Here is a 23,815-nt window from a genome sequence, read left to right as displayed (position 1 = left end):
TCATCCGGCTTACAGAACCAACAAACTGTAAGCCGGATACGTACATAAGAACTACCAGGCCGTATGGTACAACTCGACAATATCGGCAAGGCTCGCTTCACGCGGATTTCCACCGGTACAAACATCATCGAATGCCGCCTGCGCCAGCGCCGGTATATCGTCTTTACGAACGCCAACGTCACGTAAGTGCAGCGGGATCCCCACGTCACGGTTAAGCCCAAACACCGCATCAACGGCGGCTTTGCGTGCCTCTTCCAGAGTCAGATTTTCCACCTTCACACCCATCGCTCGGGCGATATCACGGAATTTCTCTCCGGTAAATTCAGCGTTGTACTGCATTACATGCGGCAACAAAATAGCATTGGCGACGCCGTGCGGTGTGTTATAAAACGCCCCCAACGGGTGCGCCATACCATGCACCAGCCCCAGACCGACGTTTGAGAACCCCATTCCCGCAACGTACTGGCCCAGCGCCATCGCTTCCCCCGCCTGAAGGTCTCCGGCAACTGAACCGCGTAACGCACTGGCAATAATCTCAATAGCTTTAATGTGCAGCGCATCCGTTAACGCCCATGCTGCACGCGTGATGTAGCCTTCAATGGCGTGGGTCAGCGCATCAACGCCGGTCGCAGCCTTTAATGCGGCAGGCATGCCATCCATCATATCCGCATCAATAAACGCCACCTGCGGGATATCATGCGGATCGACACAAACAAACTTACGCCTGTTCTCCTCATCCGTGATCACGTAGTTAATGGTCACTTCTGCTGCCGTCCCCGCCGTAGTGGGGATTGCCATAACCGGTACGCTCGGGAAGCGCGTTGGCGATAACCCTTCCAGACTGCGTACATCGGCAAACTCAGGGTTATTATGGATAATGCCAATAGCCTTACAGGTATCCTGCGGCGAACCGCCACCAATGGCTATCAGATAGTCTGCACCACTTTTCTGGAAGACACTCAGCCCTTCTTGTACCACCGCAATGGTTGGATTGGGCATTACGCCGGAAAAAATGTCCCATTCCAGACCTGCTGCGTCCATCCGCGATGTTACCTTATCGACAACACCACACTGCACCAGATTAGCATCTGTCACAATCAGCGCTTTACGGTAACCACGGCGGATGACCTCATCGGTTAACGCCCCAACAGCTCCCCGGCCAAACCATGCCGTTTCGTTCAGAATCATTCTGTTCGCCATCGTTTTTCTCCTTTCGCTATGCGAAATTACTCTTCAATACGTAATCCATAGGATTTGAATTTCTCCAGCACAATAGCGATTTCTTCATCATCCAGTACCGGAACAGGATCGACAATCGCCAGCGTGCTCAGATAAAGACGGGCCAGAACTTCCACTTCTTGTGCCAGCCACAAGGCTTTTTCCAGATTCGCCTCGCAGGCAATCAGCCCATGATGCTGCAACAGTGTGGCTTTTCGGTTTTGCAGGGCAACAACCACATGCTCTGACAGTTCGCGAGTACCAAATGTCGCATACGGCGCACATGGAATGGAGTTACCTCCGGCAGCCGCAATCATGTAGTGAATGGCAGGGATTGGACGGTTCAGAATCGACACCGCAGTGCAATGAATCGCATGATTATGCACGACCGCATTAGCATCTGGCCGTGTCTGGTAGGCAGCCAGATGAAAACGCCATTCGCTGGAAGGTAATTGTCCTTTATCATAATTACCGTCGTTATCGACATACACGATCATATTTTCTGTGAGTCTTTCATAAGGAATACCGCTGGGCGTGATCAACATTCCGTTCTCATAACGTGCACTCACATTTCCCGCCGTTCCCTGATTCAGTCCAAGGCTGGTCATTTCAAGGCAGGTTTCAATAATTTCTCGAGATAAACGCATTCTTTCCATAATGAATCTCCGGGTACAGTTTCCCCTCGTCTTTATTGCGAAATAATGCACCCGCAGAATAAGACGCGGTCAGGTTTCAGATATGAGCAGCCACTGAATATTATTATTCAGATTCAGTAGGCTGAATTATTTTTGGTACATACACAAAATCATTCAAATTGCGTCAAGACGGCAAGTGAGCGAACGCAGCCAACACGGAGGCAGCTTGAAGGATGACGTGTAGAGCTACGTGTTATTTCTGTCTGACACGCTTAATAAGTTTCATCTCAACTTTTACCGTTTCTTTAATTGGCTGATCGTCAATTGCACTCATCATCATATCGAATGCTTTTTCTGCCCAGACATTTTCGTCCTGCTGCATTGACCAGACATTATTGGCCAGGAATCCCAACATCGGATGTTCATCGAATGTCCCAATATTGATATCAGGTGGAATAACACCAAAACGGTTGCGAATCGCGATAACTGCACCTTCCAGCACGGGTAACGACGAGGCGATAAACGCCTGAGGGCAGCCCTGCTCGTTGATCAGTTTGTCCATGAGTCGATAGCCACCATCCGGGGTATTGTCCGGGCCTTCACGCACCCAATCCTGATGAGAAATACCATTTTTACTCAACGCATTTAGGTAACCTTTCAAACGATCGCCGATACTGGGTAAACCGGTATCCCCCACTAAAAACCAGATTGGCGATTTCCCCGCGTCAAACAAACTTTGCGTCAGCTTTTCACCACCCAAAATATTATGACTTTCAACCAGCGCGTTATCGGTGTACTTAAAATCACGGTCAAGTAACACCATTGGTTTTCTGACCTGGCGTAAATGGTGTTGCTGATTTTCTAATGTCGAAGGAACAATAAAGAGACCATCAACATTGCGTGCAATTAACGCTTTGGTTAATTTGTTTTCGTAATCCACATCATCGTAGGTACAGCTAATCGTTAGCTGATATCCAGAGCGACGACAGCGTTGCTCGAGTTTTTCTGCGAGCGTGGCAAAAAAGACGTTGGAAATATTGGGCACAATCAGACCCAGCGTATCCGTTTTATTGAGTTTCAGGCTACGGGCCGAATGGTTTATCACGTAACCATATCGCTCAACGTATTCATTAATGCGAGTCTGGGTTTTGACGCTGATCCGATATTGCTCAGCTTTCCCATTCAGCACCAGTCGCACGGTCGTAACCGATAAATTCAGATCGCTGGCTATCTGTTCTACTGTTTTAGCCATCTATATGCCCCAGTCCACATCCAAAACGTCCATTCACAATCATAAAAGTATTTTAAACTTTTGTCTTACTGCATCAGTTGGTTAAGCGTCTGCTGTTGATCCCACATTGTAAGATAAGCCTGATATTTGCGGGTATAAAAGTCCTGCCGCTGTGGATTTGCCTTAATCACTTCACCTGGCGTAACCATCGCCTGGCACGCTGCTGGAAAATTCGACCACGCGCCGCTTGCGACCGCGCCGGTAATCGCCGCGCCTAATGTCACGGCATCTTCTTCCTGCATCAGATGGATATCGCATCCGGTAGCATCGGCATACTCTCGCAGCCACAAAGGATTATGCGTAGCGCCGCCACACAGCGTCAGTCGAGAAATGGTATGGCCGTTTTCGCGCATCACTTCCATAATATGCCGCGTACCGCAGGCGATCGCCTGTAATGTCGCCAGATACAAGCGGGCAAGCTGTCCCTCTCCTCGCTCAAGAGTCAAACCGCAGACGCTGCCCCTGGCATCGGGTCTTGCTCGCGGTGAACGGTTTCCGTGGTGATCGGCCAATACATGCAGATAGCGCCCCGGTTCCGATTCATTTTCTTCCAGCGCAGCAACCCATTCATTCACTAAAACGATCGGATGACAGCCCCGCGCTTCGGCTTTACGAAACAGCTCGGCGCTGGCTCCTGACTCCTGAAGTGTCCAGTCAACTAACGCACCGGCAGCACTCTGCCCACCTTCCGTCAGCCAGTAGCCTGGCAACATGGCGGACCAGTACGGCCCCCATACACCCGGCGTATGAATTTCCTGTGCGCTGCATAACATATGACAATTTGACGTTCCGCTAATCAGCGCCAGCGTTCCCGCAGGCTGAGCACCAGCAAGTGCAACTCCGCCAGCATGGGCATCAATCATTCCACTAGCGACCACTACTGCTGTCGTCAGCCCCAACGCCTGTGCAGCTTCTGGGCTAAGCGTACCAACAGCAGCTCCCGGCGGCAGGATCCGAGACGGAATTTTGCCCAGTAGATCGGTTAATTCAACAGCGTCGAGCAGGGAATGGCTAAAGCGTTGCTCATGTGCCAGATAGTTCCATTTGCAGGTCAGGGTACACAGTCCCGCCACATCATTATCGGTGGCTTTCCAGACCAGAAAATCCGCCAGATCGTAGAGGCGATGCGCACTCTGCCAGGTAGCGGGAAAATGATTCTTCAGCCAGAGTGCTTTAGGAAGCTCCATTTCTACACTAACTTCACCACCTACGTAGCGCAGAGCCGGATCCTTTGTCGCATTGATACACTGGGTCTCTTGCGCTGCACGGTGATCCATCCACATGATGATGTTATGGTCCGGCGATTCCCCAGGTGAAACCGCCAGCCCCTGCCCTTGCTTATCCAGCGCGACCAGAGAACAGGTGGCATCAAAACCCAGTGAACGGATCTCCTCTGCAGGAACGCCGGCTGACGACACAGCCCCTTTCACCGCACTGCAAACCTGCAGCCAGATTTCAGCAGAAGATTGCTCCACTCGCTCCGGGCCTGGTCGAAACTGCGAGATAGGGAAAGTCGCAAAGGCCAGGCGCTTGCCGCTGGCATCAAATACACCGGCCCTGACACTTGCGGAACCGACATCCACACCGAGGAAATATCCACTGCTCATAGTAACTCCCTGACGCTGGCTAAAAATGGGGCGAGAGTTTCGCCCCAACGGGCTTATTTCTTACCGAATGGGTGCAATAACTTCTCGATTTCCGGCGTGTTAATGTTCTTCGCGTTAACAAATTTCACGGGAATATCGATCTCTTTCGGTACGGACTGACCCGACACTGCGGCATTCAGCGTTTTGATACCCTGATAGCCAATCTGATAGGCATCCTGTACCACAAAGCCCTGGATAACTCCGGACTTCAGGAAGGCAATAATCGCCTCGGTACTGTCAAAGCCAATCACCTTCACTTTGCCCTTCAGGTTTTGACTATCAATAGCGTTAGCAACCCCCAAAGTTGAACCTTCATTGGTGCCATAGATCCCTGCGATGTCAGGGTTCGCCTGAATCATATCGATGGTCTTATCCATCGCTTTTTGCGGATCGCCATCGCTGTACTGGACAGGGAGAACCTGGATATCCGGATACTTTTCCTTCATGCGGGCAATAAATCCTTCCGAGCGTTCAATCGCTGAAGAGGTGCCAGCCACATGCGCAATAATGCCGACTTTTCCTTTGTTACCCACCTCAGCAGCAAGCGCATCTGCCGCTTCTGCCCCCGCTTTACGGTTATTGGTTGCCACAAAGCTGGCAGGAATATCGGAATTCACGCCAGAGTCAAACGTCACGACCTTAATGCCACGTGAGTTGGCCGTTTCCACCAGCGGTGCGAGTGCATTGGCATCTAACGCCGCCAGCAACAGTCCATTAGGTTTTTGCGCCATTGCGTTTTCAACTAACTGAATCTGCTCAGCAATTTGGGTTTCATCCGCCGGTCCGACATAGCTGGTTTTATCACCCAGCTCTTTCGCTGCCGCTTCTGTACCCATTTTCACGGTTTGCCAGAATTCATGCTGGAAACCTTTACTGACCACCGGAAGATTCATATCTTTAGCCAATGCGCTGGAGGTCATGCAGGCCAGCAGAGATAACGCATAGACAAAATGCCTGGTTTTCATTGTTGTACTCCGTTCTGAGTGAGTCACCCTAAACGTCAGGGTTATGATGCCCCGTGACTACCGGGAGCGTTAATCAACGAATTTTCTTGCGTAATGTATCGAGGTAAACCGCAGCGATAACCACGACACCCATTGCTACCATTTGCCAGAACTGAGAGACACCCATCAGGTTCAGACCATTTTTCAGTACACTCATAATGAATGCGCCGATGATAGTGCCACCGATAGTCCCAATCCCGCCCATCAGGCTCGTACCGCCAATCACAACCGCAGCTATCGCTTCCAGCTCATAACCCACACCGACCGTAGGTTGTCCTGAGTTCAGACGAGAAGCCAGAATGACCCCGGCAATCCCGGTCAGCAGACCGCAAAAGGCGTAGACGAAAATTTTGACGCGCTGGACTTTGATCCCGGAAAGATGTGCTGCAACTTCGTTACTGCCCACAGCGTAAACATAACGACCAATGACCGTTTTCTTCAGGATATAAGCGGCAATCAGCGCGACAACAACAAGGTAAAAAACAGGATAAGGCAGCACATCGAACAGGCGTCCCTGCGCCAGCATTTTGAACGTAGGGTAATCAGCAAAGTAAATCGCGCGACCGTCAGTCATCACCATGTTGATACCCCTGACAGACATCATCAGTCCCAGCGTGGCGATAAATGGCGGTATCGTCATTTTGGTTACCAGTATCCCGTTGATATAACCGCATAATCCTCCGGCCAGAACACCTGCCAGGATACACACTGGCAACGGCAGGCCCAGCGTTGCGCATATCCCTACCGCTACCCCGGAAAAGGCGACGACAGACCCGAGAGAAAGATCGATCCCTGAGGTGATAATGACGAAGGTAACGCCAATTGCCATGATGCCAATCACCGAGGTTTGCAGGGCAATTGTCATAATGTTTTCAGTATTAAAGAAAAAAGGTGAGCCAAAGCTAAAAAATATCACCAGAATAATCAGGCTAAAAAGCGGCGCAAGGCGCATTAAAAGTTCTTTGTTAATTTTTATTTTCTTATTATTGCTGTCTGAAGAGGTTACAGAGATAGTCATAAATTAGTCCTCTAACGTCGCGTATTGCATGATTTTTTCTTGTGTGGCGTCATCAGAAGCTAACTCACCGGTAATACGGCCATTGCGCATAACTAAAATGCGATCGCACATACCCAGCACTTCCGGTAATTCAGAAGAAATCATGATAATTGATTTTCCTTTTGCCACCAGGCGATTCATTAATTCATAAATTTCAAGTTTAGCCCCTACATCAATACCACGCGTGGGCTCATCAAAGATGAGAATATCAGTATCCTTACATACCCATCTGGCAATAATAATTTTCTGCTGATTACCGCCACTTAAATTCAACGCAGCCTGCTCAAGATGCGGCGTTTTAATTCGCAGAGTTTTTACCTGTTCCTGACTTATTTTCTGACAGCGTTTACTATCAACATTGCCATAGCGATCGGAATACTCCGGGTAATTGCCGAGCATAATATTACGCTCAACAGACAAGCCTAATGCCAGTCCTTCTTTTTTTCTGTCCTCGGTTAAATAGCTGATACCTTGCCTGATGGCGTCAGGGATATCTTTTACCACCGTCTCTTTGCCGCGCAGCTTAATCGTTCCACTATCTATTGGGTCAGCGCCGAAAATCGCACGCGCCAGTTCAGTACGACCTGCGCCCATCAGACCGGCAAAGCCTAAAATCTCCCCCTGGTGAAGGGTAAAGTTGATGTCGTTCAGTACACCTTTTCGTGTCAGGCCGCTCACCTCCAGCACTGGTTTGCGCTGGGGTTGTGGTTCGCGACGAGGATAGATATTGCCGAGATCACGGCCAACCATCATCGCGATCAGATCGCTGATTTTTACCGCATCATAATCAACGGTGGCGATAAACTGTCCATCCCGCATGACGGTGGCACGATCGGCAATCAGCGCCAGTTCCTCAAGCCGGTGAGAGATATAAACGATGCCAGTACCCTGTTCTTTAAGTAAACGGGTAACCTGAAATAAACTGTCGATCTCCGTTTCGGTTAGTGCAGCGGTCGGTTCATCCATAATTAGAACTTTGGCATTCACCGATATCGCTTTTGCAATCTCAACCATTTGTTGTTGCGCGACAGTGAGGTCGGCAACCAGAGTCTCTGGCGAGATATTCAGGTTTAATTTTTGCAAAATATCGATAGCAGCCTGGCGCTGTTGTTTTTCATCAAGGCGCCAACGGTTATTTTTGCAAAACTCCCTGCCAATAAATATATTCTCTTCAACCGTGAGTTCAGGAAAAAGATTAAATTCCTGGTGAATAATCGTGATCCCGGCTTTCTGGGCGCTCAATGGGTTCGCGAATGCAACGGGTTGGTCCTCGAAAACAATATCTCCCTCATCAGGTTGATAAACACCGGATAAAATTTTCATCAGGGTAGACTTTCCCGCGCCATTTTCCCCCAGCAGCGCATGAACCTCACCTTTGCGTAAAGCAAAATCCACATTACTCAACGCTAATACTCCGGGAAAACGTTTCGTAATATGACTCATCTGTAAAAATGTTTCGGACATTGCTGCTTTCCTCAATATACAGAAACTGCAGTCAGTGAATCAGGCGAAAACAGCGTTGTCAGGGAGCCATCGTCACCGTTGATGCGAATACTTCCTAAAGATCATATACGTTTTATCAAAAATGCTAACTCGAGTTAGCGATTTGCCTTTTAAAGCTATTTTAGCTGCCAAAAATAACCAAATCATTTGGTTTAAAATTGTGATGCCGGGCAGACAATTTATTCTATACCTCTGATTACAAATAAAATTATCTTAAATCAGTGATTTTGTTTATTTGACGCAGATCGAATTTTAACCACTTCTCGTGAAGCTTCTCACAGTTCCACAACAAAAAAGTTGTGCAAAAAACTCTCTAATACCTAAGCTAACTCGAGTTAGCAAAAATGAAAAATTCAGCCAACTGCGGCAGTGGTATCCAATATCCACTTCAGCTGCACGGCATAAAGTGAGATGAGGAACCTCGAATGAACAAAATCAGTTTACCGAAAATCGGTATTCGTCCGGTGATTGATGGGCGTCGCATGGGTGTACGTGAATCGCTCGAAGAACAAACCATGAACATGGCGAAAGCCACTGCCGCGCTTATCACAGAGAAACTTCGTCACGCCTGTGGCGCACAGATTGAATGTGTGATCGCAGACACCTGCATTGCCGGAATGGCTGAATCCGCCGCCTGTGAAGAAAAATTCAGCGGTCTGAACGTTGGTGTGACGATTACCGTTACCCCATGCTGGTGCTACGGTAGCGAAACTATCGACATGGATCCTATGCGTCCGAAAGCCATCTGGGGCTTCAACGGAACAGAACGTCCTGGCGCCGTTTACCTGGCGGCAGCTCTGGCTGCGCATAACCAAAAAGGTCTCCCCGCCTTCTCTATTTACGGCCATGATGTGCAGGATGCTGGTGACACCACTATCCCCACCGATGTAGAAGAAAAACTGCTACGTTTCACGCGGGCGGGCTTAGCCGTTGCCAGCATGAAGGGCAAAAGTTATCTGTCCGTAGGGGGTGTTTCGATGGGGATCGCAGGATCTATCGTCGATCATAACTTCTTCGAATCCTGGCTGGGAATGAAGGTTCAGCCTGTTGATATGACCGAATTACGTCGTCGCATTGACAAAAAAATCTATGACGAAGCTGAACTGGAAATCGCACTGACGTGGGCGGACAAAAACTTCCGCTACGGCGAAGATCAGAATGCGCAGCAATACAAGCGTAACGAGGAACAAAGCCGTGCGGTACTGAAAGAGAGTCTGCTGATGGCAATGTGCATCCGTGACATGATGCAAGGGAATAAGAAACTGGCAGAAAAAGGCCTTGTAGAAGAATCTCTGGGCTACAACGCTATTGCTGCTGGTTTCCAGGGGCAGCGCCACTGGACGGATCAATATCCAAACGGCGACACCGCCGAAGCGTTGCTGAACAGCTCATTCGACTGGAATGGTTTACGCCAGCCGTATGTTGTCGCCACCGAAAACGACAGTCTGAACGGTGTGGCGATGCTGTTTGGTCACCAACTCACCGGAACGGCGCAAGTCTTTGCCGATGTGCGCACCTACTGGTCACCCGAGGCGGTAGAGCGCGTAACCGGTAAACCGCTGACCGGTCTTGCTGAACACGGCATCATCCATCTGATTAACTCTGGATCTGCGGCACTGGACGGCTCCTGCAAACAGCGCGACAGCGAAGGCAAGCCAACCATGAAACCGCACTGGGAGATCTCGCAGCAAGAAGCAGATGATTGTCTGGCGGCTACCGAATGGTGTCCGGCAATCCACGAATACTTCCGTGGCGGCGGCTACTCTTCGCGCTTCCTGACCGAAGGCGGCGTGCCGTTTACCATGACTCGCATCAATATCATCAAAGGTCTGGGTCCGGTACTGCAAATCGCTGAAGGCTGGAGCGTGGAGTTGCCGAAGGATGTGCACGCGCAGCTTGATGAGCGCACCAACTCCACATGGCCGACAACCTGGTTTGCACCGCGCTTAACCGGAAAAGGCCCATTCACCGATGTCTATTCAGTGATGGCTAACTGGGGCGCTAACCATGGCGTACTGACGATTGGGCATGTTGGCGCAGACTTTATTACGCTTGCCGCCATGCTGCGTATCCCGGTTTGTATGCACAACGTGGAAGAAGAGAAAATTTACCGTCCTTCAGCCTGGGCAGCCCACGGTATGGATAGCGAAGGCCAGGACTATCGTGCCTGCCAAAACTACGGGCCGCTGTATAAGCGTTAAGAGTTCCATCCCCATAACGACAGGGTTCTCATACCCTAAGTCATTCAAGCGCAGGACAAAAACACATTAGCATTTTTGTCCTGCAGTTTGAGGTATGACGGGTATGCCAGGAGCGATTATGAAACAAGACGTTATTTTGGTCCTCGACTGTGGTGCGACAAACGTGCGAGCCATTGCCGTTGACCGTCAGGGACAAATTATCGCCCGCGCCTCCACCCCCAATGCCAGTGATATTGCCGCTGAAAACAGTGTCTGGCATCAGTGGTCCCTTGATGCCATTCTGCAGCGCTTTGCCGACTGCTGCCAGCGACTCGCAACTGAACTCGCCTCCTGCCAGATCCGCGGGATTACGGTCACTACGTTTGGTGTTGACGGCGCGCTGGTTGATGAGCATGGTGAGTTGCTTTATCCGGTGATCAGCTGGAAATGTCCGCGTACCGCCGCCGTCATGGCCAGTATCGATCGCCTGATATCACCACAGCAGTTGCAGGACATCTCCGGTGTCGGCGCTTTCAGCTTCAACACGCTGTACAAACTGGTGTGGCTCAAAGAGAACCACCCACGATTGCTGGAGCAGGCGCACGCCTGGCTTTTTATTTCATCGCTTATCAACCACCGCTTAACCGGCGAATTCACCACAGATATCACGATGGCGGGAACCAGCCAGATGCTGGAGATCCATCAGCGAGATTTCAGCCATGACATTCTGCAGGCAACTGGTATACCCCGCCGGCTTTTCCCACGCTTAGTCGAGGCAGGGGAACAGATCGGAACGCTGCAAAACGAAGCCGCAAAGCAGCTTGGGCTTCCGCCAGGTATTCCGGTTATTTCCGCCGGGCACGACACGCAGTTTGCGCTGTTTGGCGCAGGCGCGCAGCCGGATGAACCGGTGCTCTCTTCCGGCACATGGGAAATTCTGATGGTGCGCAGCGCACAAGTGAATACTCCCCTGCTCAGCCATTATTCAGGTTCCACCTGCGAGCTGGACAGTCAGAACGGACTGTACAACCCCGGTATGCAATGGTTGGCTTCCGGCGTGCTCGAGTGGGTGCGTAAACTGCTGTGGACGGCAGAAACGCCCTGGCAAACGCTGATAAGTGAGGCGCAAACTATTCCAACAGGCGCTGAAGGCGTAAAGATGCAGTGCGATTTGCTCACCAACGCTAACGCAGGCTGGCAGGGTGTCACATTGAACAGCACTCGCGGACATTTTTACCGTGCAGCACTGGAGGGATTAACGGTACAGCTCCAGCAAAATCTACACACGCTGGAAACTATCAGCCACTTCAAGGCGACGGAGCTGCTGTTAGTTGGCGGAGGAAGTCGCAACGCGCTGTGGAATCAGATAAAAGCCAACGTACTCGGGATCCCCGTCAAGGTACTGGATGACGCCGAAACTACCGTCGCCGGAGCTGCAATGTTTGGCTGGTCAGGTATTGGTGAGTTTGCTACCCCGGAACAGGCCCGCGCACAGGTGCGCTACCGATATCGCTACTTCTATCCCCAAACCGAATCCGAACTCACAGGAGTCGAGTGAAATGCTTAAAACGATTTCCCCCTTAATTTCCCCTGACCTGTTGAAAGTGCTGGCGGAAATGGGACATGGCGATGAGATAATTTTCTCCGATGCCCACTTTCCGGCACACAGCATGGGACCACAGGTTATCCGTGCCGATGGTTTGCAGGTCAGCGATCTGTTGCAGGCCATTATTCCGTTGTTTGAGCTGGACAGCTACGCCCCACCGTTGGTGATGATGGCCGCCGTAGAAGGAGATTCTCTCGATCCGAACGTTGAAAGGCGTTACCGCGATGCGCTCTCTTTAACGACTTCCGGACCGGATATTACCCGCATCGATCGCTATGCATTCTATGAACGGGCGCAAAAAGCGTTTGCGATCGTCATTACCGGAGAGCAGGCAAAATACGGAAATATTCTTTTGAAAAAAGGGGTAACGCCGTAATCTCTGGTCAGAATGCCCGTCAGATACGGGCATTCATCAAATGATGAGGATCAGAACAGTGAAAGCGGCACGCCAGCAAGCAATAACAGACCTGCTAATTACCCATAAAAACCTGACAACCGAAGCCTTATCTTTACAACTTAATGTCAGCAAAGAGACTATTCGCCGCGATCTCAATGAACTACAAATGCAAGGGAAAGTGCTGCGCAACCACGGACGTGCCAGGATAATTCATCAGGAAAATCAGGACAGCGGCGAACCGTTTCATATTCGACGTAAAAGCCATTATGCGCATAAAGCGGATGTTGCCAGGGACGCATTGGCATGGATAGAGGAAGGAATGGTAATCGCTTTAGATGCCAGTTCCACCTGCTGGTATCTTGCCCGCCAGTTACCGGACATCAACATACATGTGTTTACTAATAGCCAGCCAATTTGTCAGGAACTGGGCAAACGTGAACATATTCAGCTCATCTGCTCAGGTGGACGACTCGAGCGCAAAGATGGCTGCTACATTAATCCGTCGCTCATCTCGCAGTTGAAACCTCTCGACATCGATCTGTTTATTTTTTCCTGCGCGGGGATCGACAGTAACGGTACTCTCTGGGACTCGACGGCTACTAACGCTGAATTTAAATCCATTCTGCTCAAACGGGCATCACAGTCATTGTTGTTGATCGATAAAAGTAAGTTGCATCGTTCTGGCGAGGCCCGGATCGGGCATCTGGAGGAGGTGACGCATGTGATTTCGGATGAACAGCAAACTGACGGTGTTCTGCCACAGGCCTGATAAGCGCATGCGCCATCAGGCCTGCAGGGAGGTCTTTATCGCTCGTCGCGACGACCGCCGACAGCGGCCCACAGACGACGCACGTGCACGGTCACTTCTTCGCGGTCATGATAAAGCTGACGTGCCTGAATCTGCGCATTGATGTTATGTTCATCCAACTGCGCCTGGATATAGGCCAGGTTTTGCGACACTTCTTCGTAGCGCTTTTTCATCGGTAACTTGAGATTGAAAATCGTCTCACGGCACCAGCCATTAACCAACCATTGCGCCATCAACGCGGCAACTTTCGCAGGCTTCTCCACCATATCGCAGACCATCCACGAGATGTTGTTGCGATTCGGACGGTATTTAAATCCGTCTTCACGCAACCAGGTCACCTGTCCGGTATCCATCAGGCTTTGCGCCATCGGACCGTTATCCACGGAGTAAACCCACATATTGCGTTTGACCAGCTGATAGGTCCAACCGCCGGGGCAAGCCCCTAAATCCACCGCATACATTCCATTTGCCAGACGCTCATCCCACTCATCGGCAGGAATAAAAACATGCAGCGCTTCTTCGAGCTTCAGTGTTGAACGGCTCGGAGCATCGGCCGGGAACTTCAAACGCGGGATGCCCATGTAAAACGGTGAATTATTGTCAGGCCAGGAATAACCGGTGTAACAACAACCTGGTGCGATAAAGAAAACATGGACTACCGGGCGCTTTGGCGTCTCGTATTTTGCCAGCACGCCCGCTTCACGCAGCGCCGCGCGCAGCGGCACGGTAAATTTACGGCAAAACTTAACCAGCTCTTTGCTTTCGTTAGTGTCTGCGACTTCGACGCGCAGGTCACCACCTTTCTCTACAACGCCCTGCAACATACCGACAATCGGCGTAATGCGATCTTCCGGCGGCAAATATTGCAGCAATTCACCGACGACAAACATTTGACGGGCAAAAATCAGCGAACTGAACGGCAGCTCTTTGACCAACTTTTCAGCATCACCCTGCTGATAGCACTCATAAATGACGTAACCCGCATTGTCTTTCACGCGAGCAAAGCCAAACACTTCCCGACGAGTTGCTTTATCCGTAATTTCTGCGGCGCACTCTTTTTCAAAACCTGGGCGACACAACAATACAACCTTATTCATGGCTAACGCCCTTACGTTTCAATCGAATAGCACCAACTAACATCAGAACCCAACCTGCCAGGAAGCTGAAGCCACCAACAGGGGTAACAAACGCCCACAGGCGTAGATGAGACAGCGCGAGGCAATACAGGCTGCCGCTGAACAGCACCGTGCCTAATGCCATAAACACGCTACTCCAGTAAAACCAAATGCTAATACGTCGCTGCATAGCGACCGCGAGGCCAAAGATGGCCAGCGTATGGAACGCCTGATACTCAAGGCCCGTCTGGATCCACCCCATTTCAACGACGCCGAGGGTTTTACTCAGAACATGTGCCCCAAAGGCGCCCAGTGCCACAAAAATAAAGCCACTTACGGCGGCAAAAATCAGCATAAAACGGCTGGTCATGTTAATACCCTAAGTAAATTATTGTTCATAACGAAAGCGGAATTTTTCTTGTTCAGTGGCCGCTTTTGCCAGTATCCACTGACGGAAGGCGGCTATTTTACCCAGTTCTGCCTGACTGTCATGACAAACCAGATAAAATGCGTTCTTGCTGACCAGAACATCATTAAAGGGACAGACCAAACGCCCGGCTTCAATTTCAGACTGCGCCATAACGTTATTGGCCAGCGCCACTCCCTGTCCATGAATAGCAGCCTGAAGCACCATGGCACTATGGCTGAAGATAGGTCCCTGCTGTACGTTGATATGATTCAGGCCAAGCTGGCGCGTATAGGCTTGCCAGTCACGCCGCGAAGCATCGTGCAATAAAGTGTGTTTTGCCAAATCCTCTGGCGTCTTCAATGGTTTATCGCCAGTGAGTAACAGAGGCGAACAGACTGGCAATAAATATTCTGCGTACAATTTTTCCACACGCAGGCCAGGCCAGTTACCGCGCCCATAAAAAATAGCGACATCAACATCGTCAGCCAGTTTGTCTTCCTGGCGGTCTACCGCCTGGATCCTGACATCGATTCCCGGATAAGCTGAGTTAAAGCTAGAGAGTCTTGGCACCAGCCATTGAATTGCAAAACTGGGCAATAAACTCACGGTGAGCGCGCCTTTTGCACTGCGTGCCTGAAGTTTACGCGTCGCATCGGTTAATTGCGAAAAAATCTCTTTGATGTCGAGGAAATAGCTTTGACCTTCTTCCGTCAACAAGAGAGATCGATTGCGTCGACGAAACAGCTTAAGTCCCAAGAAATCCTCAAGTGACTTGATTTGATGACTTACTGCGGCCTGCGTCACAAAAAGCTCTTCGGCTGCGCGAGTAAAACTCAAATGACGCGCCGCAGCATCAAAAACACGTAACGCATTTAAGGGTGGTAATCGTTTTGACATGACTTTTTAGGCTTTGATGTTAAAAGAATTTAACAGTTACATAACAGCCTGTAACCTATTAGTTTTTTTAATCTGAGCCATTATAAATTGTCCGTTGAGGTTCTACCAGCAAATACCTATAGTGGCGGCACTTCCTGAAGCCGGAACGAAAAGTTTTATCGGAATGCGTGTTCTGGTGGGCTTTTGGCTTACGGTTGTGATGTTGTGTTGTTGTGTTTGCAATTGGTCTGCGATTCAGACCATGGTAGCAAAGCTACCCTTTTTCACTTCCTGTACATTTACCCTGTCTGTCCATAGTGATTAATGTAGCACCGCCAAATTGCGGTGCTTTTTTTTGTCCGAGTTTCTGTCGATGACGCCCGGCTATTTCTCCAGTTCCACCATCTCTTTCACATCGGTACGGTTAATCTGCTGTTTGTTGCCATTAGCGTCCTTGTAGGAAATCATTCCCGTCTCATTATCGGTCTTTGGCTTACCGTCAGACACGATCGACCGACCATCATTGGTGTGCATCACGTAATTCGAACCAGAACAGGCGCTCAGGGCAAAAGTCAGCATACATGCAGAGATAATTGCGGCAGTCTTTTTCATATTCTTCTCCTTAAAGCGATTTATGCTAAATAAAACGAATTCCATAACAGGCAAAAATACTCACCTAACACTATTTAGCATAAGCCACTGTTCTGACTTTACCAGGATATCCAGAGGATTCTGATAGTTAGCCTCCCCTTGTGTCTGCGCTCTTTTTGCGCCACGATCGGTTTATTGAACTGAGGAATACCATGAACGCTTTTAACCCCGCGCAGTTTCGCGCACAGTTTCCCGCTCTCAGCGATGCTGGCGTCTATCTCGATAGCGCCGCAACAGCGTTGAAACCACAGGCTGTGATTGATGCCACTCACCAGTTTTATAGCCTGAGCGCCGGTAATGTCCATCGCAGCCAATTTGCCGAAGCCCAGCGGCTGACCGCCCGCTATGAAGCCGCACGGGAGAAGGCCGCCTGCCTGATCAATGCACCGGATGATAAATCCATTGTCTGGACCCGCGGTACGACAGAGGCTATCAACATGGTGGCCCAAAGCTACGCACGCCCGCGCTTACAAAGAGGCGATGAGATTATCGTCAGCGTGGCGGAACACCATGCCAACCTCGTTCCCTGGCTGATGGTGGCGGAACAAACGGGGGCAAAAGTCATCAGACTCCCTCTCAACGCCCATTTACTGCCGGACGTGGAACGCTTACCAGAACTCATCACACCACGCAGCCGCATACTGGCGCTCGGGCAGATGTCTAACGTAACTGGCGGCTGTCCGGACCTGGTTCGCGCCATTTCGCTCGCCCACGCTGCGGGTATGGTGGTGATGGTTGATGGCGCCCAGGGCGTTGTACATTTCCCCGCAGACGTGCAGCAGTTGGATATTGATTTCTATGCTTTTTCTGGTCACAAGCTGTACGGGCCGACCGGGATCGGCGTTTTGTATGGTAAGCCAGAGTTGCTGGATGCCATGTCTCCCTGGCTCGGCGGCGGCAAGATGATTAATGAAGTCAGTTTTGCGGGGTTTACCACCCAGGCGGTTCCCTGGAAACTGGAGGCAGGTACACCTAACGTTGCGGGTGTTATTGGCCTGAGCGCTGCGCTGGAATGGCTGGCGGATGTCGACATCGAGCAAGCAGAAAGCTGGAGCCGTGGTCTGGCTACACTGGCAGAAGAGGCACTGGCGAAGCGCCCGGGATTCCGTTCTTTCCGCTGCCAGGACTCCAGCCTGTTGGCCTTCGATTTTGCCGGTGTTCACCACAGCGACATGGTGACACTGCTGGCCGAATATGGCATCGCGCTTCGCGCAGGACAACACTGTGCGCAACCGCTGCTGGCAGAACTTGGTGTATCAGGGACGCTGCGCGCCTCATTTGCACCTTATAATAGCCAAAGTGATGTGGATGCGTTGGTGACGGCGGTTGACCGCGCGCTGGAAATATTGGTGGATTAATGACAAACCCTCTGTTCGCCGAACATCCGTTTGGCACAACCGTGACCGAAGAGACTTTACGAGCTATCTTTGTCCCACTTACTCAGTGGGAAGATAAATATCGCCAGCTTATCCTGCTGGGGAAGCAACTACCGCCACTCCCGGAGCCATTAAAGGCCCAGGCAAAAGAGATCGCGGGATGCGAAAACCGCGTCTGGCTGGGGTATGCCGTACATGAGAATGGCACTATGCACTTTTTCGGCGACAGCGAAGGCCGTATCGTGCGCGGTTTGCTGGCAGTGCTGCTCACCGCGGTAGAAGGTAAAACCGCCGCCGAATTACTGACACGTTCGCCAATGGATTTTTTTGATGAATTAGGTTTACGCGCCCAGCTCAGCGCTTCGCGTAGCCAGGGACTGAATGCCCTTAACGCGGCGATTCTTGCGGCAGCGCAGCAGGTTGAATAGCTGTTTTGCCGGATAAGCGCTGGTGCCCCATCCGGCAAACAATCATTAAGTCTGACGCGCCGCCTTCGCCATCATCTTCTTCAACGCGTGTGACACCGCGACAAAGCCAAATGTCGCTGTCACCATCGTCGCAGCGCCAAAACCAGATGCACAATCCATACGCTTCGGCCCTTCTGCCGTCGCCTTCATCGCACACACTGAACCATCAGCCTGCGGATAGACCAGCGCCTCGGTCGAGAACACACAGTCCACACCCAGCTTGCCTTTGCTGTTTTTAACCACGCCAAAGTCACTTTTTAGCCGCTCACGTAGCTTCGCCGCCAACGGATCCTGAATAGTTTTGGCTAAATCAACGACCTGAATCTGCGTAGGGTCAATCTGCCCACCCGCACCACCGGTGGTGACCAGCGGAATTTTATTGCGACGGCAGTACGCGATCAGCGCTACCTTCGGGCGCACACTATCGATAGCATCAATAACATACGAAAAGCCGGCGTTCATATACTCTGCAACGTTATCCGGCGTGACAAAGTCATCGACCACACTGACTCGACACTCGGGATTAATCTGCCGTATACGTTCGGCCATCACCTCAGCCTTCGCCTGGCCCACGTTATCACGCAGAGCATGGATCTGCCGGTTAGTATTGGTAACGCACACATCATCCATATCGATGAGCGTAATTGCGCCAATTCCGGTACGCGCCAGCGCTTCCGCCGCCCACGATCCCACGCCGCCAATCCCGACCACACACACGTGCGATCCGGCGAACAGGTGCAGCGCATTTTCGCCATACAGACGCGCTGTGCCGCCAAAACGCTGACGCCAGGCATCACTTATCACAACAGACATACGACCTCAGAACAGAAAATTCAAAGAGCGGTGATCGCCACTCACTATAGTGGCGACAACACCGTTCTTGCGCCGAATGGCGCTTTGCTTATCCAGCCTGCTCGAAAAATGGCAGATCTGATAAGGCTATTTATTAACCGCTAAATACGTTACCCGCTCCGGCGCCACTTTTCAGCACCCAGACACGACCGTAGTGATTATACCAGCCCGCACGATGCCCTGCGTCTGCACCAATACCCTGATAGATATCGAAGTGCTGGCCTTTGATCGCTCCACCGACATCTAATGCCACCATCAGACGCAGTTCATACTGACCGGTAAATTTCCCGTTATTGTCCAGCAGCGGCACTTCTGCCAGTAACGTCGTGCCCGCAGGAATAATACTACGGTCAGAAGCAACGGAGGCCCTGCCAATCAGCGGCACTGCGCTGGCCCCTTTTACCGGGGCAAAAGATTGTGGTTTAAAGAAGACGAACGACGGATTCTGTTCCAGCAGTTCACGCACTTCAGCTTCGCTGTGCGTTTCACCCCAGTGACGGATCGCCTGCATCGACATATCTTCTTTCTTCACTTCGCCACGATCGATCAGTACTTTACCAATACTGCGATAAGCATGGCCGTTTTTGCCGGCATAGCTAAAGAAGTTAAGCGGGCTGCCATCACCGAAGTCGATGTAGCCACTGCCCTGAACATCCATAATGAAGTTATCCATCAGGGAGTTGCTGTATGCCAGGATATAGTTGTCACTCAACGCACCTGCGTAGATTTCAGCGCGGGAAGGTAAACGCCCACGTTTTGGCGGCATACGATAGATAGGGTATTGAAATTCCCCCTGACGCGTGTGCCGCGCCTGGATTACCGGCGTGTAATAACCAGTGAACTGAACGTTGCCATAGTTATCAGCCCCTTCCATCTGCCAAGCATCAATACCAAACTGGCGCATATTGCGCGTATCGCCACCTGCACGTAGCCACTCCTGGATAGCGTTGTAGACATTGCTTTGGTTGCCATACAAACGCGGAGAGGCGTTGCGGATCTGATTTACCTGCTCGGCGAAATCACCGGCATTGATTGGCGCGCCAACCGCATCAGGTTGGTTCACCAGTGAGAAAGGCTGGGTAAATTTCCCGTCTTTATACTGCTGTCCACGATCGGTGGGTTTAGAGGAACACGCAGCGAGCATCGCGACTACGGCCCCCGCCAGAAGATATTTTGCCCAACGTCCTTTCATTATTCTCGTCTTAAGTTGCCTGAATGCGAGATGAAGATAACAAACCCCCGAACCTAATGAAATGCGAATGCATACCCCATCGCAAATTTTGCGCAAAAAATAAACCGAAATGCTTTGTTTTTGTTCATTTTCATCCTTAAACCGTGATCAAGGTGAAAAAAGGGTTGCATGAAAACGTTAGCAGAGTATAGTGCGCATCCACGGACGCGGGGTGGAGCAGCCTGGTAGCTCGTCGGGCTCATAACCCGAAGGTCGTCAGTTCAAATCTGGCCCCCGCAACCAATTAAAATCAGAAGCAGTAATATTTCTGTTAAGCAGTTCGAATCACACATGTGATTTGAAATACGCAGCAGAAAGACGGACGCGGGGTGGAGCAGCCTGGTAGCTCGTCGGGCTCATAACCCGAAGGTCGTCGGTTCAAATCCGGCCCCCGCAACCAATTAAAATCTGATGTGATATTTTTGCAAGGTAGTTCGAATCACAGCAAAGCCAACGCAGATGTGGTTTGAATACGAAGCAAAAGACGGACGCGGGGTGGAGCAGCCTGGTAGCTCGTCGGGCTCATAACCCGAAGGTCGTCGGTTCAAATCCGGCCCCCGCAACCAATACATTGAACACCCTGACGGGTGTTTTTTTGTTTCTGCGGTCCGTAAAAAAAGCGCTTCTCAGCGCTTTTTTATTATCCCCTTCTCGCCAGCGTTGCCCCATCGGCAAAATACGCTTTGATCCCAGCCAGAATCGACTCAGCAACTTCCTGCTGGAAGGTCGCGGTTTTGAGCTTTCGCTCCTCTTCAACGTTACTGATAAACGCCGTTTCCACGAGGATCGAGGGAATATCCGGCGCTTTCAACACCGCAAATCCTGCCTGCTCAACCTGATTCTTATGCAGATTATTAATCTTACCGAGCTTATTCAGTACCGCTTTACCAAACTTCAGACTGTCAGCAATCGTCAGCGATTGCACCATGTCGAACATGGTGTGGTCGACGTAGCGGTCACCACTCTTACTGACACCACCAATTAAATCCGAGGCGTTCTGGGTTTGCGCCAGATATTTTGCTGCGGTACTGGTCGCACCTTTAGTGGAAAGTGCAAACACCGACGAACCACTGGGCTGTCGACTGGTAAAAGCATCCGCATGAATGGAGACAAACAGGTCAGCGCGCTGCTTCTGGGCTTTCGCCACGCGGACTTTCAACGGAATGAAGATATCCTCATTACGCGTCATATAGACCTTCATATTGCCTTCTTTTTCGATCAGCGCGCGCAGGCGACGGGCTATCTGCAACACCACATCTTTTTCGCGCGTCTTGTATTTCCCCACGGCACCGGAATCTTCGCCACCATGGCCGGGATCGAGCATAATGACAATTGGACGGTCACGCCCCGCTTTACCGGGCTGCGGGCCACTTTGTGCAGGTGGCACCTGTTTATCGAGATCGCCCTTGTTGTAGTCTTCAAGTAACGCCAGCAGAGGATCCTGCACATCCTGGGCATTCGCGGGATAAAGATCCATCACCAGACGTTCTTTAAATCCTGCAACGGGTGCCAGGGCGAACAGCTGCGGCTTCACATCTTGTTTCAGCTCAAACACCATGCGCACGGTCTGTGGGTCAAACTGGCCTACTCTTGCTGACTTAATGTACGGATCGTCAGGGCGGATCTGCGTCCCGATCCCCTTGAGCACCGAGTTCAAATTAACGCCTTCAATATCCACAACCACACGCTCAGGATTACTCAGGGCAAACTGTTTGTATTTCAGCAGACGGTTGGATTCCACCGTGACGCGGGTATAACTGGAGGCAGGCCAGATGCGCACTGCAACGACCTGACTAACGGCGGCCAGACCGACCTGGCTGACGCTCAAAAGCCACATAGCACCCGCACCTTTCAGTAAACGGCGGCGACTGATTGCTGAATTGGATCCCGACATGCTTCTCCCGAGCAAAAGAAATCTTTATTTAGGTAATAGGTAAAACGTCCTAATTGACCGGAAACTTTAGCGAATGACGCATAATCTGTCATCTACAAAAGGGTAAACATTCTTTTTATATTCACGGCATTACTGAGAAAAATCTTCAGGAAGGGTAAAAATTACGCTTGCGCATGGAGCAAAAACAGAATAAAAATACACAAATTACGAATAATCATGCAATGAGGGTGTGCCGTGGTGAAGGAGCGTAGAACCGAACTGGTACAGGGATTCCGCCATTCTGTTCCCTATATCAATACCCATCGGGGAAAAACGTTTGTCATTATGCTGGGCGGCGAAGCCATCGAGCATGAAAACTTTTCCAGTATCGTCAATGACATTGGCCTCCTGCATAGCCTGGGCATCCGCCTCGTTGTGGTGTATGGCGCCCGGCCACAGATTGATGCCAATCTTGCTGCTCATCATCATGAGCCGGTGTACCACAAAAATACGCGCGTAACTGATGCCAAAACGCTGGAGCTGGTGAAGCAGGCTGCAGGGCTACTCCAGCTTGATATCACCGCCCGCCTGTCGATGAGCCTGAACAATACGCCATTGCAGGGCGCGCACATCAATGTGGTCAGCGGTAACTTTATTATCTCCCAACCTCTTGGCGTCGATGACGGCGTAGATTACTGCCATAGCGGACGCATCCGTCGTATTGATGAAGAGGCGATTCACCGCCAGTTGGACAGTGGCGCCATTGTATTGATGGGCCCGGTAGCCGTTTCCGTCACCGGAGAGAGCTTTAATCTGACTTCAGAAGAGGTCGCCACCCAGTTGGCTATCAAGCTGAAAGCAGAAAAGATGATCGGTTTTTGCTCCTCCCAGGGAGTTATTAACGATGATGGCGATATTGTTTCCGAACTTTTCCCCAACGAAGCCCAGGCTCGCGTTGAGTCACAGGAAGAGAAAGGCGACTACAGCTCCGGCACCGTGCGCTTCCTGCGTGGTGCCGTAAAAGCCTGTCGCAGTGGCGTACGCCGCTGCCACCTGATTAGCTATCAGGAAGATGGCGCATTGTTACAGGAGCTGTTCTCACGCGATGGGATCGGGACGCAAATCGTGATGGAGAGCGCCGAACAGATCCGTCGCGCCACCATTAACGATATCGGCGGTATTCTGGAACTGATTCGCCCACTCGAGCAGCAAGGTATTCTGGTCCGTCGCTCACGTGAACAATTGGAAATGGAGATCGACAAATTCACCATTATTCAGCGTGATAACCTGACCATCGCCTGTGCCGCCCTGTACCCTTTCCCGGAAGAACGAATTGGCGAAATGGCGTGTGTAGCAGTACATCCGGACTATCGAAGTTCTTCACGCGGAGAAGTTTTGCTGGAAAGGATCGCCGTGCAGGCCAGACAAATGGGGCTTAGCAAACTGTTCGTGCTGACAACACGCAGTATTCACTGGTTTCAGGAGCGCGGCTTCACGCCCGTGGATATTGACCTGCTGCCAGAGAGTAAGAAACAGATGTACAACTATCAGCGGCGTTCAAAAGTGCTAATGGCAGATCTGGGGTAACCACAGTTGCCGGATAGCGTTAACGCTTATCCG

General features: G+C 51.0%; 21 protein-coding genes and 3 tRNA genes. 10 read left to right on the top strand and 14 right to left on the bottom strand.

The features are described 5' to 3' along the window. Window positions 1–51: 51 nt before the first annotated feature. From fucO to SK36_RS02205, 7 genes are all read right to left on the bottom strand, one after another. Window positions 52–1,200: a lactaldehyde reductase gene (fucO, locus tag SK36_RS02235; protein WP_048220648.1), complete on the bottom strand. Its 1,149-nt coding sequence runs from the start codon at window positions 1,198–1,200 to the stop codon at window positions 52–54. Window positions 1,201–1,226: 26 nt separating this feature from the next. Continuing rightward, window positions 1,227–1,874 carry an L-fuculose-phosphate aldolase gene (fucA, locus tag SK36_RS02230; protein WP_045446921.1) on the bottom strand — a complete coding sequence of 216 codons (648 nt, stop codon included), beginning with the start codon at window positions 1,872–1,874 and terminating at the stop codon, window positions 1,227–1,229. A gap of 232 nt (window positions 1,875–2,106) precedes the next feature. Next, a complete protein-coding gene (locus tag SK36_RS02225) occupies window positions 2,107–3,105 on the bottom strand; it encodes a LacI family DNA-binding transcriptional regulator (protein WP_045446924.1) in 999 nt (332 codons plus the stop codon). 65 nt (window positions 3,106–3,170) lie between these two features. Continuing rightward, entirely contained in the window at window positions 3,171–4,751 is a 1,581-nt protein-coding gene (locus tag SK36_RS02220) for an FGGY-family carbohydrate kinase (protein WP_048220647.1), read from the bottom strand. Between the two features lie 53 nt (window positions 4,752–4,804). Continuing rightward, a complete protein-coding gene (locus tag SK36_RS02215) occupies window positions 4,805–5,755 on the bottom strand; it encodes an ABC transporter substrate-binding protein (protein WP_045446930.1) in 951 nt (316 codons plus the stop codon). A 73-nt stretch (window positions 5,756–5,828) separates the two neighbouring features. Beyond that, window positions 5,829–6,812 carry an ABC transporter permease gene (locus tag SK36_RS02210; RefSeq protein ID WP_045446933.1) on the bottom strand — a complete coding sequence of 328 codons (984 nt, stop codon included), beginning with the start codon at window positions 6,810–6,812 and terminating at the stop codon, window positions 5,829–5,831. A gap of 3 nt (window positions 6,813–6,815) precedes the next feature. Then, complete coding sequence (locus tag SK36_RS02205) at window positions 6,816–8,315, bottom strand: sugar ABC transporter ATP-binding protein (RefSeq protein WP_045446936.1); 1,500 nt, start codon at window positions 8,313–8,315, stop codon at window positions 6,816–6,818. A 464-nt stretch (window positions 8,316–8,779) separates the two neighbouring features. Here SK36_RS02205 and fucI point away from each other — a divergent pair, with 464 nt between their 5' ends. From fucI to fucR, 4 genes are all read left to right on the top strand, one after another. Then, window positions 8,780–10,555: an L-fucose isomerase gene (gene fucI / locus SK36_RS02200; RefSeq protein ID WP_045446939.1), complete on the top strand. Its 1,776-nt coding sequence runs from the start codon at window positions 8,780–8,782 to the stop codon at window positions 10,553–10,555. A gap of 118 nt (window positions 10,556–10,673) precedes the next feature. After that, window positions 10,674–12,092, top strand: a complete 1,419-nt coding sequence (gene fucK / locus SK36_RS02195; RefSeq protein WP_048220646.1) for an L-fuculokinase — start codon at window positions 10,674–10,676, stop codon at window positions 12,090–12,092. 1 nt (window position 12,093) lies between these two features. Further along, window positions 12,094–12,516, top strand: coding sequence for an L-fucose mutarotase (gene fucU / locus SK36_RS02190; RefSeq protein ID WP_045446943.1), 423 nt, complete (start codon window positions 12,094–12,096; stop codon window positions 12,514–12,516). Between the two features lie 58 nt (window positions 12,517–12,574). Then, the gene (gene fucR / locus SK36_RS02185; RefSeq protein WP_048220645.1) at window positions 12,575–13,306 is read left to right on the top strand and encodes an L-fucose operon activator; all 732 of its coding nucleotides are present in this window, start codon (window positions 12,575–12,577) and stop codon (window positions 13,304–13,306) included. Window positions 13,307–13,341: 35 nt separating this feature from the next. On the opposite strand, the gene rlmM is transcribed toward fucR, so the two are convergent. From rlmM to SK36_RS02165, 4 genes are all read right to left on the bottom strand, one after another. Next, a complete protein-coding gene (rlmM, locus tag SK36_RS02180; protein WP_045446948.1) occupies window positions 13,342–14,442 on the bottom strand; it encodes a 23S rRNA (cytidine(2498)-2'-O)-methyltransferase RlmM in 1,101 nt (366 codons plus the stop codon). After that, window positions 14,435–14,830, bottom strand: coding sequence for a DUF423 domain-containing protein (locus SK36_RS02175; protein ID WP_045446951.1), 396 nt, complete (start codon window positions 14,828–14,830; stop codon window positions 14,435–14,437). The genes rlmM and SK36_RS02175 overlap by 8 nt, the downstream gene beginning before the upstream one ends. Window positions 14,831–14,848: 18 nt before the next feature. Beyond that, the gene (gene gcvA, locus SK36_RS02170) at window positions 14,849–15,766 is read right to left on the bottom strand and encodes a glycine cleavage system transcriptional regulator GcvA (RefSeq protein WP_005130970.1); all 918 of its coding nucleotides are present in this window, start codon (window positions 15,764–15,766) and stop codon (window positions 14,849–14,851) included. A 363-nt stretch (window positions 15,767–16,129) separates the two neighbouring features. Further along, entirely contained in the window at window positions 16,130–16,357 is a 228-nt protein-coding gene (locus SK36_RS02165) for a YgdI/YgdR family lipoprotein (RefSeq protein ID WP_045446955.1), read from the bottom strand. Window positions 16,358–16,548: 191 nt separating this feature from the next. Here SK36_RS02165 and csdA point away from each other — a divergent pair, with 191 nt between their 5' ends. Together csdA and csdE are read left to right on the top strand one after the other, a co-directional pair. After that, window positions 16,549–17,754, top strand: a complete 1,206-nt coding sequence (gene csdA / locus SK36_RS02160; RefSeq protein WP_048220644.1) for a cysteine desulfurase CsdA — start codon at window positions 16,549–16,551, stop codon at window positions 17,752–17,754. After that, window positions 17,754–18,200, top strand: coding sequence for a cysteine desulfurase sulfur acceptor subunit CsdE (gene csdE / locus SK36_RS02155; protein WP_048220643.1), 447 nt, complete (start codon window positions 17,754–17,756; stop codon window positions 18,198–18,200). Before csdA ends, csdE begins: the two co-directional genes overlap by 1 nt. A gap of 45 nt (window positions 18,201–18,245) precedes the next feature. On the opposite strand, the gene tcdA is transcribed toward csdE, so the two are convergent. Beyond that, window positions 18,246–19,052, bottom strand: coding sequence for a tRNA cyclic N6-threonylcarbamoyladenosine(37) synthase TcdA (gene tcdA, locus SK36_RS02150; RefSeq protein ID WP_048220642.1), 807 nt, complete (start codon window positions 19,050–19,052; stop codon window positions 18,246–18,248). Window positions 19,053–19,185: 133 nt separating this feature from the next. Next, entirely contained in the window at window positions 19,186–20,283 is a 1,098-nt protein-coding gene (mltA, locus tag SK36_RS02145) for a murein transglycosylase A (protein ID WP_048220641.1), read from the bottom strand. Window positions 20,284–20,488: 205 nt separating this feature from the next. Here mltA and SK36_RS02140 point away from each other — a divergent pair. From SK36_RS02140 to SK36_RS02130, 3 genes are all read left to right on the top strand, one after another. After that, window positions 20,489–20,565, top strand: a tRNA-Met gene (locus SK36_RS02140). 80 nt (window positions 20,566–20,645) lie between these two features. Beyond that, a tRNA-Met gene (locus SK36_RS02135) sits at window positions 20,646–20,722 on the top strand. A gap of 89 nt (window positions 20,723–20,811) precedes the next feature. Further along, a tRNA-Met gene (locus SK36_RS02130) sits at window positions 20,812–20,888 on the top strand. A gap of 74 nt (window positions 20,889–20,962) precedes the next feature. Here SK36_RS02130 and amiC read toward each other — a convergent pair. Next, complete coding sequence (amiC, locus tag SK36_RS02125; protein WP_045446970.1) at window positions 20,963–22,216, bottom strand: N-acetylmuramoyl-L-alanine amidase AmiC; 1,254 nt, start codon at window positions 22,214–22,216, stop codon at window positions 20,963–20,965. Between the two features lie 234 nt (window positions 22,217–22,450). Here amiC and argA point away from each other — a divergent pair, with 234 nt between their 5' ends. Then, window positions 22,451–23,782, top strand: coding sequence for an amino-acid N-acetyltransferase (argA, locus tag SK36_RS02120; RefSeq protein ID WP_045446973.1), 1,332 nt, complete (start codon window positions 22,451–22,453; stop codon window positions 23,780–23,782). Window positions 23,783–23,815 lie beyond the last annotated feature (33 nt).

Origin of the sequence: Citrobacter sp. MGH106, from assembly GCF_001037495.1 — a bacterium.
GTDB classification, from domain to species: Bacteria; Pseudomonadota; Gammaproteobacteria; order Enterobacterales; family Enterobacteriaceae; genus Citrobacter; species Citrobacter murliniae.
Note: the sequence above shows the minus strand (reverse complement) of the source record. Positions and strands in the feature narration are given on the sequence as shown.